The organism is Limnohabitans sp. TEGF004, from assembly GCF_027924965.1.
Taxonomy (GTDB): Bacteria; Pseudomonadota; Gammaproteobacteria; order Burkholderiales; family Burkholderiaceae_C; genus Limnohabitans.
Window position 1 is genome coordinate 1,957,551 of the sequence record NZ_AP027056.1, and the last position, 15,042, is coordinate 1,972,592.

Annotated in this window: 13 protein-coding genes, 2 tRNA genes and 1 pseudogene; 12 read left to right on the forward strand and 4 right to left on the reverse strand. The window is 55.6% G+C overall.

What is annotated here, in order from left to right; translation table 11 throughout:
* Window positions 1-72 precede the first annotated feature (72 nt).
* Window positions 73-563 (forward strand): annotated as a pseudogene (locus tag LINBF2_RS09440) (hypothetical protein).
* 169 nt (window positions 564-732) lie between these two features.
* Here LINBF2_RS09440 and LINBF2_RS09445 read toward each other — a convergent pair.
* Window positions 733-809, reverse strand: a tRNA-Ile gene (locus LINBF2_RS09445).
* A gap of 286 nt (window positions 810-1,095) precedes the next feature.
* Between LINBF2_RS09445 and LINBF2_RS09450 the strand changes: the two genes are divergently transcribed.
* The 3 genes from LINBF2_RS09450 to LINBF2_RS09460 all read left to right on the forward strand — a co-directional run bounded on the left by LINBF2_RS09450 (window position 1,096) and on the right by LINBF2_RS09460 (window position 4,344).
* Entirely contained in the window at window positions 1,096-2,724 is a 1,629-nt protein-coding gene (locus LINBF2_RS09450) for a kelch motif-containing protein (RefSeq protein ID WP_281888411.1), read from the forward strand.
* Between the two features lie 62 nt (window positions 2,725-2,786).
* The gene (locus tag LINBF2_RS09455; protein ID WP_104801772.1) at window positions 2,787-3,359 is read left to right on the forward strand and encodes a hypothetical protein; all 573 of its coding nucleotides are present in this window, start codon (window positions 2,787-2,789) and stop codon (window positions 3,357-3,359) included.
* Window positions 3,360-3,402: 43 nt separating this feature from the next.
* Window positions 3,403-4,344, forward strand: a complete 942-nt coding sequence (locus LINBF2_RS09460) for a DMT family transporter (RefSeq protein ID WP_281888413.1) — start codon at window positions 3,403-3,405, stop codon at window positions 4,342-4,344.
* Window positions 4,345-4,363: 19 nt separating this feature from the next.
* Here the strand turns inward: LINBF2_RS09460 and hrcA are convergent, their stop codons facing one another.
* Window positions 4,364-5,365 (reverse strand): heat-inducible transcriptional repressor HrcA, encoded by a 1,002-nt coding sequence (gene hrcA / locus LINBF2_RS09465; protein WP_281891318.1) that lies wholly within the window; start codon window positions 5,363-5,365, stop codon window positions 4,364-4,366.
* Between the two features lie 39 nt (window positions 5,366-5,404).
* Between hrcA and LINBF2_RS09470 the strand changes: the two genes are divergently transcribed.
* From LINBF2_RS09470 to rapZ, 3 genes are read left to right on the forward strand one after another with little or no spacing between them, the layout of a single operon-like run.
* Window positions 5,405-6,298 carry an NAD kinase gene (locus LINBF2_RS09470; protein WP_281888415.1) on the forward strand — a complete coding sequence of 298 codons (894 nt, stop codon included), beginning with the start codon at window positions 5,405-5,407 and terminating at the stop codon, window positions 6,296-6,298.
* The gene (recN, locus tag LINBF2_RS09475) at window positions 6,295-7,968 is read left to right on the forward strand and encodes a DNA repair protein RecN (protein WP_281888417.1); all 1,674 of its coding nucleotides are present in this window, start codon (window positions 6,295-6,297) and stop codon (window positions 7,966-7,968) included. Before LINBF2_RS09470 ends, recN begins: the two co-directional genes overlap by 4 nt.
* A complete protein-coding gene (gene rapZ / locus LINBF2_RS09480) occupies window positions 7,965-8,843 on the forward strand; it encodes an RNase adapter RapZ (RefSeq protein WP_281888419.1) in 879 nt (292 codons plus the stop codon). Before recN ends, rapZ begins: the two co-directional genes overlap by 4 nt.
* Here rapZ and mutY read toward each other — a convergent pair.
* Together mutY and mutM are read right to left on the reverse strand one after the other, a co-directional pair.
* Window positions 8,840-9,886 (reverse strand): A/G-specific adenine glycosylase, encoded by a 1,047-nt coding sequence (gene mutY / locus LINBF2_RS09485; protein ID WP_281888421.1) that lies wholly within the window; start codon window positions 9,884-9,886, stop codon window positions 8,840-8,842. The genes rapZ and mutY overlap by 4 nt on opposite strands.
* The gene (mutM, locus tag LINBF2_RS09490; RefSeq protein ID WP_281888423.1) at window positions 9,883-10,698 is read right to left on the reverse strand and encodes a bifunctional DNA-formamidopyrimidine glycosylase/DNA-(apurinic or apyrimidinic site) lyase; all 816 of its coding nucleotides are present in this window, start codon (window positions 10,696-10,698) and stop codon (window positions 9,883-9,885) included. Before mutM ends, mutY begins: the two co-directional genes overlap by 4 nt.
* Before the next feature lie 40 nt (window positions 10,699-10,738).
* Between mutM and LINBF2_RS09495 the strand changes: the two genes are divergently transcribed.
* From LINBF2_RS09495 to LINBF2_RS09515, 5 genes are all read left to right on the forward strand, one after another.
* Window positions 10,739-12,382 (forward strand): tetratricopeptide repeat protein, encoded by a 1,644-nt coding sequence (locus LINBF2_RS09495; protein ID WP_236658042.1) that lies wholly within the window; start codon window positions 10,739-10,741, stop codon window positions 12,380-12,382.
* Window positions 12,383-12,385: 3 nt separating this feature from the next.
* Window positions 12,386-12,895, forward strand: a complete 510-nt coding sequence (locus tag LINBF2_RS09500) for a lipoprotein insertase outer membrane protein LolB (protein WP_104801779.1) — start codon at window positions 12,386-12,388, stop codon at window positions 12,893-12,895.
* Between the two features lie 3 nt (window positions 12,896-12,898).
* The gene (gene ispE, locus LINBF2_RS09505; RefSeq protein WP_104801780.1) at window positions 12,899-13,744 is read left to right on the forward strand and encodes a 4-(cytidine 5'-diphospho)-2-C-methyl-D-erythritol kinase; all 846 of its coding nucleotides are present in this window, start codon (window positions 12,899-12,901) and stop codon (window positions 13,742-13,744) included.
* Window positions 13,745-13,776: 32 nt separating this feature from the next.
* Window positions 13,777-13,853 (forward strand) — tRNA-Gln (locus LINBF2_RS09510).
* Between the two features lie 105 nt (window positions 13,854-13,958).
* Window positions 13,959-14,936 carry a ribose-phosphate pyrophosphokinase gene (locus LINBF2_RS09515; RefSeq protein WP_104801821.1) on the forward strand — a complete coding sequence of 326 codons (978 nt, stop codon included), beginning with the start codon at window positions 13,959-13,961 and terminating at the stop codon, window positions 14,934-14,936.
* Window positions 14,937-15,042: the final 106 nt, after the last annotated feature.

A 15,042-nucleotide genomic window follows, 5' to 3' on the forward strand; every position in this document is an offset into this window, starting at 1 on the left:
GGCGTGCAGTGCTGCTCCAGCAACCTACGGGTTTGCGCAAGTAGCTGTTTTCAAACTTGTAAGGGAAAAATCATGACAAACATTCGCAACTCACTCATTGGACTATGTGTCGCGGCAGCTTCGATGGGTTCTTTTGCCCAAAACGCCGATGAACATAAAGATCACCATCCAGCGGGAACAACTGCGTCCGCTGCGACGACCAAAAAGACGCCTGTCAAATCCGTGAATGAAGACAAGATGGCCTCGATGGATAAGCAAATGAAAGCTATGCAGGCGATGCACAAAAAAATGGCATCTGCCAAAACTCCAGAGGAGCGCCAAGCACTGATGGGTGAGCACATGAAGATGATGCAAGACGGCATGGGCATGATGAAGCAAATGGGTGGTATGTCCAGCATGGGGGGGGCATGCAAGGTGGCAAGGACATGAGCGGCAACATGGCTGATCGTCAGCAGATGATGGAAAAACGCATGGAGATGATGGAGTCCATGATGCAAATGATGATGGAAGTGAGCGAACAGGTGTTATCTGCACCAACGCAAAAAGTGCGTGTAGCGTTGTAAAAAGCAATTTCATGCAGCTCCGTACAACATAGCGAATGCTGGGAGAAGTCGCCAAAAGTTGCGACCGTGCTCTCCCCCTCCCCCAAAGATTTTGTAGAAGAGTTTCTACAAGAGCGCCTCAGAAACAAGAAAGCCCGGCATGAAAGCCGGGCTAAGTCCTTGATTTGATTGGTAGGGCGTCACGGACTTGAACCGTGGACCAAAGGATTATGAGTCCTCTGCTCTAACCAACTGAGCTAACGCCCCAACCGAAGGGGCAATTGTAGTTTGACCTGGCTGAGCGTTATTCAAGTATTCAGATCTCAAGTCGAAACATCTGTGACGGCGCTAATTCCAGCGCCCTGACTGTTTTTGACTCACGCCCATGACCTTCGAGATCCTCAGCTCTCTTAAGAGCCACATCATTCGCTGGCCACGCCATTTGCTGATGGCTGGCGGCCTTTGCTTGCTCGTCGCGTGTGGTGGCGGGGGCGGGGGCGGCTCGTCCAACACTGCTGCCACGACTTCAGCGCCAGGAGTCACATTCAGCCAAGTGAATGCCAATGCAACGGTCTATTCAGGCAACAAGATTCAATTAACCCCTAGCTATAACTATGGCTCAGGAGTGATCACATGGACCGACGGCAACGGTCAAGCACAAACACGCCAAGTGGTTAATCCAGGTACGCCAATTGACGACTACCCAACGGCTACGACCACTTACACACTCACAGTGAAGTACCAGGATCCAAGCTCCGTGCGTCCTAGCGAGCTAACCATCACAAAAAACGTAACCGTCACACTGACAGCCATTGACATCGTGACACCAACGCTCGCACTGGCTAGCAGTGCACCATCTGTGATTTCAGGCAATACGGTCACGATCACACCAACCGTCACTTACGACAGCAACAAGCTCAGTATTTCAAATTGCGTCATCACCACCACAACAACCACCACCATCACCACGGCCGCCTCTACCACCTGCCCAACGCTGACACCAACAATTACCGCCAACACAACCTTCACGATGCAGGTGCAGTATGTGGACATTCGCGAAACACCTCACCGCACATTCCCAACGCTGCAAACAACAACCATCGTCAGTGTTTCCACAGACCCATTACCTTTGACAGCTGGTGGTGCACTGACGACGGGTCGAACAGAACAAATTGCAATTCTTCTACCGACAAACAAAGTGCTTGTCGCTGGTGGCACAAACAACGGCACGACGCCACTGAAAACGGCAGAGCTGTATGACCCCAGTACCAATACATGGACGACCACTGGCAGCATGGCGGTGGCTAGACGTGGTCACACAGCGACCTTGCTGTTAGATGGCAAGATATTGGTGGCCGGGGGCTTCGACGGTGCAGTTGAATCTGTCACAACCGAAATCTACGATCCAGCAACGGGCATTTGGACAGCATCTGGTCCTATGACGCGCGGTCGAAAGTACCACACAGCATCGCGCTTGAGCGATGGAAAAGTTTTGATCGCAGGCGGCATCGTTGCAACCAACGTAGGAGACGGACGAGTCGCTGAGATTTACGCCCCTCTCACGGGTACGTTCACATCCATGCCACTGACGCCATCCACAGCGTTGATGTCCACGCCTCGTAGCAAACACACGGCCAGCGTATTAAGCGATGGCGTCACTGTGGTGTTAACCGGTGGGTTTGACCCCGCCGTGCAAACAACCACCGAAGTATTCACTTACAACGCGACCACGCCCACCAGTTCAACATGGGCAACAGGGCCTACCTTGACGCAAGGTCGTCATGACCACGCTGCCAGCATATTGGCTGGGACCAAAAAAATACTTTTAACTGGTGGCTATACAAACACAACTGAAATTTGTGACTTCACGACCTTCACTGCACCAGTTCCTAGTTGTTCAGCGAGTACCTCTATGTCAACAACGCGAGCCCTGCACACCAGCACCAATCTGTCGAACGGGAAGGTGCTGATCATCGGAGGAACAGATGGCTCAGCCTTACTGAAATCGATTGAGCTATTCACACCACTAGGAGCCAGCTGGGAAAACTACGCCAAAGTTTTACGAACAGCACGTGCAGGCCACTCGAGCACGCTACTCAGCAACGGCAAAGTTTTGATCAGTGGTGCTGACAATCAGGTATCAGGTGTCACAACACCGACCACTGAATTGTGGGAACCTTGATCAAGTTTTTGCATCACAAACCGATTCCTGCCTTAACGAACTTCTTTTAAAAAGGTGCTTTCATGAAAAAACTCATCACGCTGGCTGCTCTCATCACATCAGCTTATGCAGCAATGGCACAACCGGCTAAGCCTACATACGCTTATTACGAAGGCGTGAACTTGAGCATGGGTCTCGCACAAAATGCAACCCAAGTGACGTCTTCATCGGGCGCAGTCACCAAGGGCAATACGGCCTTGGGCGTGGCCAAAGTAAATTACACATTCGCCTTGGCCTATCCTGGCAAATTAGGTGTATCAGCCACGTTTGATTTGAAAAATTCAAAAATTACAAATAGCGAATATTTGGCAACAAACACTCCAACAGAAATTACCATCGAACCGGGTTTGCTGCTGCTCTCCAATTCTTTGCTGTACGTCAAGTTAGGAACATATTCCAGCCGCTACGAAAGCACTGTGAGCGCACGCAACCTCAGCGGCAAGAGCTTTGGCATTGGCATTAAGCACTACGTCTATGGTCAAAACTTCATCCAAGCCGAGTGGACCGAACGTCAAGCCGATAGCAACAACGCCGGTTTCAACGGCGACAAGTTCAAGCAAAGCTCTGCCGCTGTGTTGGTTGGCTTCAACTTCTAAACCTGCTCAGGTTTAAGTCAGCGAGGGATTTATCATCCCTTGTATGAAACTCTCTCCCAGAGCCCTCGGGCTCACCGCTGCGGTGGTCACGGTGCTCATTTGGTCATCGTTCATCGTGGTGGCACGCGCATCTGCTGCGCACAACCTGCTTCCCCTTGATATTGCTTTTCTGCGCATCATCGGCGCGGGCTGCGTGTTGCTGCCTTGGGGTTGGTGGCTCATGCGTTCACAACGTCAATCGGGTGAACAAATTGGCTCGTTGATGGGCTTGTCGCCCCTGCCCTTGCGCATCACCGCCTTGGCTGGGCTTTTTGGCAGCATGCTTTACGCCATGCTGGCCTACTCGGGGTTTTTCTTTGCGCCCGCTGCGCACGCCTCCGTGCTGATGCCGGGCAGCTTGCCGTTGTGGACCTCGCTCTTGGCCATCGTGGTCTTACACGACCACATCAACCGTGCACGCGCCATGGGCCTCGCTTGTATTGTGTTGGGTGACATGTTGGTGGGCGGTGCGAGCTTGCTCAAAGCATTTGATGGCGGCGAGGTTTGGAAAGGCGACGTGATGTTCATGTGCGCTGCCTTTTGTTGGGCCTGCTACAGCGTGCTGGTGCGTCGCCATGCGCTAGAACCTGTACGCGCCACCATCGCTATCACCGCGTTTTCGTGTGTGAGCTTTGTGCCCATCTATGGCTTGGCCGCTTTTGCTGGCTGGGTGCCTACGCACTTGGGCACCGCGCCAGCCGCAGAAATGTTGTTTCAAGCGGTTTACCAAGGCGTGGGCTCGGTCGTGATTTCAGGCATCACCTTCAACGTGATGATTCGTCACTTTGGCCCTGTACGCTCCACCATGATCACGGCATTGGTGCCGGGCCTTTCAGCTTTGGGGGCTGTGGTGTTCTTGAACGAACCCATGAGCCTCAACCTAGTGGGCGGTTTGGCCTTGGTAACTTGCGGTATTTTGTTTGGCGTGCGCTTGCCAAAAACCTAAAGCTGATTGAGCGATCTGCTTACTTGTGGCTGAGTGCGTTGCTCACAAGCTTTGACGTGATGTCCACAATTTGAATCATGCGGTCATAGGCCATGCGCGTAGGGCCAATCACCCCCAGCGTGCCCACCACATGTCCGTCGATTTCGTAAGGGGCACTGACGACCGACAGCTCTTCCATCGGCACGATTTTGCTTTCGCCACCAATGTAAATGCGCACACCTTCGGCCTGCGCTGAACTGTCTAGCAAACGCACCAGCTGCGCTTTTTGCTCAAACAAGTCAAAGGCACGGCGCAGGTTGCCCATGTCGCTGGAGAAGTCACTCACCGACAGCAAGTTGCGCTCGCCGCTGATGATCACATCGTCTTGCACTTGTGTCAGCGCCTCGGTGCTCACCTGCACAGCCGCTTGCATGAGCGTGGCAATTTCTCCGCGCAGCGACTCCACCTCAGCCAACAGCTTTTCACGCACTTGCTCAATGGCCATGCCTGCGAAATGGTGGTTCAAGTAGTTCGACGCCTCCACCAGCTGCGAGGCGGTGTAGTCGGTTTCGGTGAACAGCACGCGGTTTTGCACATCACCTTCGGGCGACACGATGATCACCAACAAACGACGATCCGACAGACGTAAAAACTCAATATGGCGAAAGACCGAGCTGCGCTTGGGGGCAATCACGACACCTACAAAGTGCGACAAGTCCGACAGCAAATGCGCTGCATTGGCAATCACCTTTTGCGGTTGATCAGGGGCCAGCGTTGGCGTTTGCATGTGACTGCGTTCAGCCGTCAGCATGGTGTCCACAAACAAGCGGTAGCCCAGCGCCGTGGGAATGCGGCCTGCCGAGGTGTGCGGGCTGGCAATGAGGCCGAGCTCCTCTAGGTCAGACATCACATTTCGAATGGTGGCGGGCGACAGTTCGATGCCGGTGGCACGAGACAACGTGCGCGAGCCGACGGGTTGCCCGTCAGCGATGTAGCGCTCTACCAGCGCTTTGAGCAATAACTTGGCGCGATCGTCTAGCATGGTCATCCTGTTGTCGAATTTTAGTGATGTAATTTGCCCATGAAATCGAAGTTTCGTCAGATCGCATTGTTGGGCAAGTATCACCAGTCTGTGGGCATTGCCAACGCCTCCTCCCGAGAGACCTTAGAGGGCATTGCTCAGTTCTTGCACACGCTTGGCTGTGATGTCGTCATTGAACACGACACGGCAGCCGGTTCTGGCCTGAGCGGCTACACCGTGATGACCATCGAAGAGATTGGCAAATCCTGTGACTTGGCCATTGTGCTCGGTGGCGACGGCACGATGCTGGGCTATGCCCGCCAACTCGCCCCACACAACGTACCGCTGATTGGCATCAACCAAGGTCGATTGGGTTTCATCACCGATATTCCGCTGAGCGAAGTCAAAACCGCGCTCACCGCCATGTTGGGCGGTGCTTACGAAGAAGATCGTCGCGCCCTGATGCGCGCCAAGGTCTGGCGCGATGGCCATTGCGTGTTCAACGCACTGGCTTTGAACGACGTGGTGGTCAACCGCGGTGCGACCAGTGGCATGCTGGAAGTGCGTGTGGCCATTGATGGCCGCTTTGTGGCGAACCAACGTGCCGACGGATTGATCATTGCAACGCCAACGGGGTCCACCGCTTACTCGCTCTCTGTGGGGGGGCCTTTGCTGCACACCTCTTTGCCTGCTTGGGTGCTAGCTCCGATTGCGCCACACACCTTGTCTAACCGACCCATCGTTTTGGCTGATACAGGTGAAGTAACGATTGACTTAGTAGCTGGCCGTGACGCCAGCGCCAACTTTGACATGCAGTCGCTCGCATCGCTCTTGATTGGCGACCGCATCACGGTGAAGCGCTCGAACTACCACGCCACCTTTTTGCACCCACGCGGCTGGAGCTATTACGACACTCTTCGCCAAAAACTACACTGGAACGAGGGCGTGGCATGAGTTTGCAGCACATCGTTTTGCGCGATTTTGTGATCGTGCGCGAACTAGACCTCGACTTGTCGAGCGGCTTTTCTGCGCTCACCGGCGAGACCGGTGCTGGCAAATCGATTTTGATAGATGCCCTGCAACTGGTGCTGGGTGCACGTGCTGAAAGCAGCGTGGTGCGCGAAGGCGCAGCGCGTGCCGAAATTTGTGCCGAATTCGACACCACGCCCGAAATATTGACGTGGCTGGACGGCGAAGGCTTTGCCGATATCACCGCCGACGACCATTTGTTGCTCAAACGCACGATTGACGCGCAAGGCAAAAGCCGCGCATGGATCAACGGCAGCCCCGCCACCGCCACTCAGCTGCGCGCCTTGGGCGATAGGGTGCTCGACATCCACGGCCAACACGCTTGGCAAAGCCTGACCCGCCCTGACGCAGTGCGCGGCTTGCTCGACGCCTATGCGGGTGTGAGCTTGCAAGGCCTGACCCAAACATGGACGCAATGGCGTCAAGCCACCCAAGCGCTGCACGAAGCACGCACCGCGCAAGCCACGCTGCAAGAAGAGCGCGAACGCTTGTTGTGGCAAATTGCAGAGGTCGACAAGCTCGCCCCCGCCGAAGACGAGTGGGACGAGCTCAACAGCCAGCACACCCGTCTGTCCAACGCGCAAGCCTTGATGGATGCGGCACAAGCAGCCATCCAATCGCTTGAAGACGACGACAGCGGCGCACTGCGATTGTTAGCCAAAGCCCAAGACACGCTTCAAGACCAAACCGATGTGGAGCCCGAATTCACCGCGCTGGTGGATGTGCTGGCCTCTAGCCTCGCGCAAGCAGGCGATGTGGCGCATTCGCTCAACGCCTATTTAGGCCGCACAGAACTCGACCCCGCACGCTTGCAAACACTGGATGACCGCATGTCGTTGTGGATGTCTTTGGCACGCCGCTTCAAGCGCACGCCACAAGAGTTACCAGCGTTGTACCAAGAGTGGAAAGCCCGTTTGACACAGCTAGACGCCGCGACTGACCTTGCAGCGCTTGAGGCTGCAGAAACCAAAGCCGCAGCCGTTTACCAAGCTGAAGCCCGCAAAGTTTCACAAGCCCGCACGCAAGCGGCGCCCAAACTGGCCACAGCCATCACCCAAGCCATGCAAGGCTTGGGCATGCAAGGCGGCCGCTTTGAGGTACAGCTCGACAAAACCGAGCAGCCCACTGCCAGCGGCCTTGAGAGCATTACCTTCTTGGTGGCAGGCCACCCCGGCAGCACACCGCGCCCTGTGGGCAAAGTGGCTTCGGGTGGTGAGCTGTCGCGTATTGCCTTGGCCATTGCCGTGACCACCAGCGAACTAGGCACGGCGCAAACCCTGATCTTTGACGAGGTCGATTCAGGCGTCGGCGGTGCTGTGGCTGAAACCGTGGGCCGCTTGATGAAGCAACTAGGCATTGACCGCCAAGTGCTGGCCGTGACTCATTTGCCACAAGTTGCCGCATGTGCGGACCATCACTTGGTAGTATCCAAACACAGCGATGCGCAAGGCACATCGAGTCAAGTCAACGCCCTGAGTGTCGATGCAAGGGTGAACGAAATTGCACGCATGTTGGGTGGCGAAAAAGTATCAGACACCACCCTCGCCCATGCGCGCGAAATGCTTCAAACCTCTGCAAAGACTGGCAAACAATGAAACAAGAACTGGTGCTCATCACAGGCATGTCGGGCTCGGGAAAGTCCGTCGCGCTGAACGCGCTAGAGGACGCAGGCTACTACTGCGTGGACAACCTGCCTCCTGAGTTGTTGCTGCCCTTCGTGCAACTGGAAGAGCAACAAAGCATCAGCAAAGTTGCCATTGCGATGGACGTGCGTAGCGCAAGTTCTTTGCCATTGGTACCTGCACAGTTGGCCCATTTGCGCCTAATGGACGTCGATGTGCGCTTGTTGTTCTTAGATGCCACCACCGAAATTTTGGTGCACCGCTTTTCAGAAACGCGCCGCCGTCACCCGCTGTCCCGCCAAGATGGGCAAGACGTGATTCGCGACCAACAGCGCGACTTGGTCGAAGCGATTGAGTTGGAACGTGAACTGCTGTCTGAACTGCGCGAAGAATCACACATCATCGACACCAGCTTGTTGCGCAGCAGCAAGCTGCAGGGATACATCAAGTCGCTCATCTCGGCACCCGCCACTCAGCTGACTTTGATGTTTGAATCGTTCGCTTTCAAACGCGGCATCCCCGTGCATGCCGACTATGTGTTTGATGTGCGCATGCTGCCCAACCCGCACTACGAACCCGCCTTGCGCCCGCTGACTGGGCGCGATGCACCCGTGGCCGACTGGTTGGCCGAGCATGGCGCAGTCGAGAAGATGGCCAGCCAAATCACCGACTTCATGAACACGTGGTTGCCCGACCTCAACCAAGACCACCGCAGCTATGTGACCGTGGCCATTGGCTGCACCGGTGGGCAACACCGGTCTGTGTATTTGGTGGAGTTGCTGTCCAAGCGTTTTGCTAAAGAGTGGGTCACGCTCAAGCGCCACCGCGAACTGGACGTTACGCCTTAATTCGCCAGCAGCTTACGAATAGGCGCTGGCAGCCCCAGCGCTGGCCAGTCGGCTTGCAGCACCCACTGGCCCTCACCCATCGCAGCGCCCAACTTCACAGCACTTGGCAAATTCAGCTGCACGGGATGTAAATGCAAATCTTTGTGCGTCAGCACATGCTTGAACACCGGGCCTTCATGCAACTGCGTGCGGTACTTGGCAGGCAAGGCAGCCAGCAAAGCATCAAAACTTTCAAACACAGGCAAGCAGTACAAGCCCGCCCACACGCCTGTTTGCGGGCGCTGCATCAGCCACACATCGCCATCGCGCGTGACAGCCTGCAACAGCCACAACTGCTCTGACGTGCGTTTGAGTTTGCGTGTTTTGACGGGATAAGTTTCAGGCTGGCCTTCGGCCTTGGCCACACAAACATCAGCCACGGGGCATTGCACGCATTGCGGTTTTTTAGGCGTGCACACGGTGGCACCCAAATCCATCACGCCTTGGGTGTAGCGCGGCATGGCGCTCTTCACATCACGCTGGGGCAACATAGTTTGCGCGATGGCCCACAGTTCTTTTTCTACTTTCGATGAAGCCAAATCGTCTTTAAAGCCTAAATACCGAGTGAGCACGCGTTTGACGTTGCCATCCAAGATGGCAATGGGTTCACCAAAGCACAGCGAGGCCACAGCCGCTGCGGTAGAACGACCAATGCCAGGCAAGGTTTGCAAAGTTTCAGAATCACGCGGAAACACGCCACCATGCAAAGCCACCACGTCTTGCGCGGCACGGTGCATGTTGCGAGCGCGGCTGTAGTAGCCCAAACCACTCCACAAACCCAGCACCTCGTCTTGGTGCGCAGCGGCCAAATCAGCCACCGTGGGGAAGCGCGTCATGAAACGCGCAAAGTACTCGCGCACCGTGACCACCTGCGTTTGCTGCAACATGATTTCCGACAGCCACACGGCATACGGGTCTTGTGTGTTTTGCCATGGCAGGTCATGACGGCCATGTTTTTTCTGCCACGCCACCAGGGTGTCGCCAAAGCTGTTTTTCTTCGTCATGGTTTTTGACATACGGGGCAGTAATAGGTGGAGCGCTGGCCTTGTTGGATGCGGCGAATGCTGGTGCCGCACACACGGCAAGGCTCACCCACGCGGTCGTACACATGGGCTTCGAGTTGAAAGTAACCGTTCTTGCCATCAGCGGCAGAGAAATCGCGCAAGGTGCTGCCGCCTTTTTTCACCGCACGTGCCAACACGTCCATCACAGCCAAGCGCAGCTTTTCAGCACGCGGGCGACTGATGCGGTCCGCACGTGTGGTGGGACGAATGCCCGCCAAGAACAACGCCTCAGACGCATAAATATTACCCACACCTACAACTAGCTCACCGGCCAACAGCACTTGCTTGATGGCTGATTTGCGTTTGCGCAAACCGGCGTGAAAAGCGTCTAGCTCAAAACCACCGTTCAAAGGCTCTACGCCCAAGTGGCCTAACAGCTTCACGGCCTCGACACTTTGCTCACTAGGCGCAAACACCACGGCGCCAAAACGGCGTGGATCGTTCAGGCGCAGAAGGCCTTGGTTAGTGTCTAAATCGAAATGGTCATGGGCTTGTGGCGCACTGCGGTCTGGGCCAAACAACAAGCTGCCCGACATGCCCAAGTGCCACAGCAGCAAGCCCTCATCCAAATCCACCAGTAAATACTTGCCGCGACGGCGCACGCCCAACACGTGGCGGCCGATCAACGACTCGGGCTCACAGCCCAAAGGCCAACGCAAGGGCTTGCCCACACGCACCCCTGTCACGCTCGCGCCAGCAATGCGGTCAGCAAAGCTCAAACGGGTCACTTCGACTTCGGGTAATTCAGGCATAGGCGGGGAAGAAAATTTAGTCAGCGATTATGATGCGAGGATGAAATTCCCCTTGTCTGCTGCACGTCTTTGGGCCTTGCGCCTTGCGCTCTTAACGGCCGCGTCTTGCGCCGTTCCCGTCACAGGCCACGCCCAAGCAAGTGATGCCGACAAGACCGAAAACTCGGCCATGAGCGGCGAGTTGCTTTACGAAATTTTGTTGGGCGAGATGAACCTGCGCCAAGGCGAACCCGCCGCTGGTTTTTCACTCTTGCTCGATGCGGCTCGCAAATCCAACGATGTGCAGCTGTATGACCGCGCGGTTGAGATTGCGCTGCAAGCCCGTTCGGGTGACGGCGCGTTGATGGCGGCACGCTCTTGGTCTCAGGCATGGCCGCAAGACCGCAAAGCCAACAACCAAGTGCTGCAAATTTTGTTAGCGCTGAACCAAGTGGCAGAGAGCTTGGAGCCGTTGAAAAAAGAAATCGCGCTCGCACCCGATGCCGAACGCGATGCCATCATCAACTTGATTCCCCGCCACTACGCCCGCGTCACCAACAAAAAACGTGCGGCAACTGTGGTGCAGCAAGCGCTGGAGCCTTATTTAAATAAAAACAACACCACAGGTGCTGTGGCGTGGACCAGTTTGGGACGCCTGCGTTTGGCAAGTGACGATGCAGCAGGCGCACTTGAAGCGGTGAAAAAAGGCCAAGCAGCCGACATCAAGGCCCAAGGCCCCACCCTGTTGGCTATGGAGCTGATGGGGAAAAAAGTAGCCGAAGCCGAACCGCTAGTGCAACAAGGCTTGCGCAAACAAGACGGCACCGAAATGGCCATGAGCCATGTGCGTGTGCTGATTGAGCTGGAGCGTTACACAGAAGCCACCGAACAACTGCAAGCCATCACACGCAAAGATTCAAAGCTAGCGGATGCATGGCTGGTGCTGGGCTCGTTGCAATTCGAGCAAGGCCAAGACAAAGAAGCCGAAGCCTCGCTGGCACGCTACGTCAGCCTTGCGACCCAAGCCCCAACAGACACCAGTACACGCGGTTTGAACCAAGCCCAAACACGTCGCGCTGCGCTGCTGGCTCGCCAAGGCAAGATGGGCGAAGCACGTGAATTGATTCATCAAATTCCTGCCAACAACGTAGACGAGCAACGCAGCCGCGTGCTGGCCGAGGTGCAGCTCTTGCGCGAGCATCGCCAATGGCAAGCCGCCTTTGATTTGCTGGCCGCCCACAGTGGCGACAACACAGATCTGATCTACGAACAAGCGATGCTGGCCGAAAAGCTCAACAAACTCGATGAGATGGAAAAGCTGCTGCGCCAAGTCATCGCCAAAAACCCCAGCTATTACAACGCCTACAACGCCTTGGGCTTCTCGCTGGCAGATCGCCACATTCGCCTGCCCGAAGCCAAGCAACTCATCGTCAAAGCCCTGACCTTTGCACCGGACGACCCCTTCATCACCGATAGCCTAGGCTGGGTGGAGTTCCGTTTGGGCAATTTGGCCTCAGCCCTGAGCTACTTGCAAAAAGCCTACAAAGACCGTGCAGACGCTGAGATTGCAGCCCACTTGGGTGAAGTGTTGTGGCAGATGAAGCGCCAAGACGAAGCCATTCAAATTTGGCGTGAGGGCCTAAACACAGCGCCTAACAACGAGACCTTGCAAGAAACGCTGCAACGCCTCAAGCCTGCGCTGTAAATCATGCGCGCTTGGTGGCTTGCTTGTCTGATAGGGGTCTTGCTTGTGGGCTGTGCCACGCCTAGCCGCCCCTCAAAAGGGCTCAACGCTAGCTCGCCCACAAACCTACCAGCCCAACTGCCTGAATGGCAAGGCCGCATCAGCGTCCAAGTGCTGGGCGATGCACCGTCATCCATGAGCGCCAGCTTCTCGCTGCGCGGCGACGCCTACAACGGCGAGCTTGATTTGTATTCACCACTCGGCACCACACTTGGCGCTTTGCAATGGACGCCGCAACTGGTGCAATTCAGCGACGGCGGCAAACACCAATACTTCAACTCACTGGCCGAGCTGACCGAAAAAGCCACAGGAGCCGCCCTGCCAGTCGATGCCATTTTTGGCTGGCTACAAGGTCAACACGTGCAAGCGACCGGCTGGCAAGCTGATTTATCGGCCGTGTCGCAAGGCTCACTCATTGCACGTCGCACGGCGCCTTCGCCCGAAGTGACCTTACGCATCAAACTCGATCAGTAATTCATGCGCTCGCTACACAACGTCTTAGCCCCCGCCAAGCTCAACCTGTTTTTACACATCACGGGGCGACGCGACGACGGCTACCACTTGCTGCAATCGGTCTTCATGCTGATCGACTGGTGCGACACCTTGCACTTTGACGTGCGCGACGATGGCGTGATTGAGCGCGAAGATGTCACGGTGGCACTCCCTGCCGATGACTTGGTCGTGCGTGCTGCGCAATCTTTGCAGCGTGCTAGCGGCACATCTTTGGGCGCGCACATCGCCATTGAAAAACACATCCCCGCACAAGCGGGCATGGGCGGCGGATCGTCGGATGCTGCGACTACCTTGCTGACACTCAACCGTTTATGGGGATTGCACTGGCCACTCTCCAAGCTCATGCCGTTGGGCCTGGCTTTGGGTGCAGATGTGCCGTTTTTCTTGGGTGGACACAATGCATGGGTGGAGGGCATTGGCGAGAAAATGACGCCTATAGATTTACCCTCTGCCCGCTTTGCTGTGGTCAAACCCAATGCAGGTTTAGAGACTGCAAAAATTTTTCGCTCCCCGGAGCTGCAACGCGCTACAGAAACTGCTACAATGCCGGTCTTCGCTGTTAATCATTACGGTTTTGGTCGTAACGATTTGCAGCCAGTAGCTCAAGCCTTGTGCCCCGAAATGACCGAAGCCCTTCAGTGGTTGAGTTCTTTTGGATTAAGCCCTCGCATGACAGGCTCTGGCAGCGCAGTGTTTGCTCGGTTACATGACGGTGTGTTGATTGACTCAGCCCCGAACAACTGGCAAATGCGGATATGCAGCAATTTGGCAGTTCATCCACAAGCGGGATGGGCAGCCAGTGAAAGTTAACGGTTGGTCGCTGCAAAGCGATTGACCTGTGTAGGGGATTCGCCAAGTTGGTTAAGGCACTGGATTTTGATTCCAGCATTCCGAGGTTCGAGTCCTCGATCCCCTGCCAAATGTTTCAAAAGCACACAGTGCTTAATTTTTCAAAGCACATCAGTGCTTGGTTTGCAAGTGACTGCTTTTAGCGTCATTGGTCTTGAAGCGAAAGTCATACGTCATCATGTCGAACCACACCCCCGACTTCATGGTCTTTACTGGCAATGCCAACCCCACTTTGGCTGCCGAAATCGCAACTCACCTCGGTATCGAAGTTGGCGCAGCCCATGTGGGCCGCTTCTCAGACGGCGAAGTCACTGTTGAAATCAACCAAAACGTGCGTGCCCGCGATGTGTTCGTGGTGCAAAGCACTTGCGCACCCACCAACGAAAGCTTGATGGAATTGCTGATCATGGTCGACGCCTTAAAGCGCGCCTCAGCAGAGCGCATCAGCGCGGTCATCCCCTACTTCGGCTACGCCCGTCAAGACCGCCGCCCACGTTCAAGCCGTGTGCCAATCTCCGCCAAACTGGTGGCTGATTTGCTGCAGACCGCTGGTGTGGCTCGCGTGTTGACCATGGACTTGCACGCTGACCAAATTCAAGGTTTCTTCGACATTCCTGTCGACAACATCTACGCATCTCCCGTTTTGTTGGGCGACTTGCGCACAAAAAATTACGAAGACCTGATCGTCGTGTCACCCGATGTGGGTGGTGTGGTGCGCGCCCGTGCTTTGGCCAAGCAACTCGGTTGCGATTTGGCCATCATCGACAAGCGCCGCCCCAAAGCCAACGTGTCTGAAGTGATGAACGTCATTGGCGACATTGAAGGCCGTAACTGCGTGATCATGGACGACATGATCGACACCGCAGGCACTTTGGTGAAAGCCGCTGAAGTTTTGAAAACGCGTGGTGCTAAGAAGGTTTACGCCTACTGCACACACCCCATCTTCTCTGGCCCTGCGATTGAACGCATTGCCAAAGGCGATGCCCTCGACGAAGTTGTGGTGACCAACACCATTCCTTTGAGCGAAGCTGGTCGCGCCTGCAAAAAAATCCGCCAACTCACCGTGGCTCCGTTGATCGCCGAAACGATCCAACGCATTGCTAGCGGCGAGTCGGTCATGAGTTTGTTCTCCGACCAAGACCAGCTGTTCTAAACAGTCAGCGTCCAAGTCGTCGAACATCGACCCCGGGCTGCATTCATGCAGCCTATTTTTGAAACTGGAGCCACACTGGTCGCGGTGGGTTCTCACTGGAGTTAAT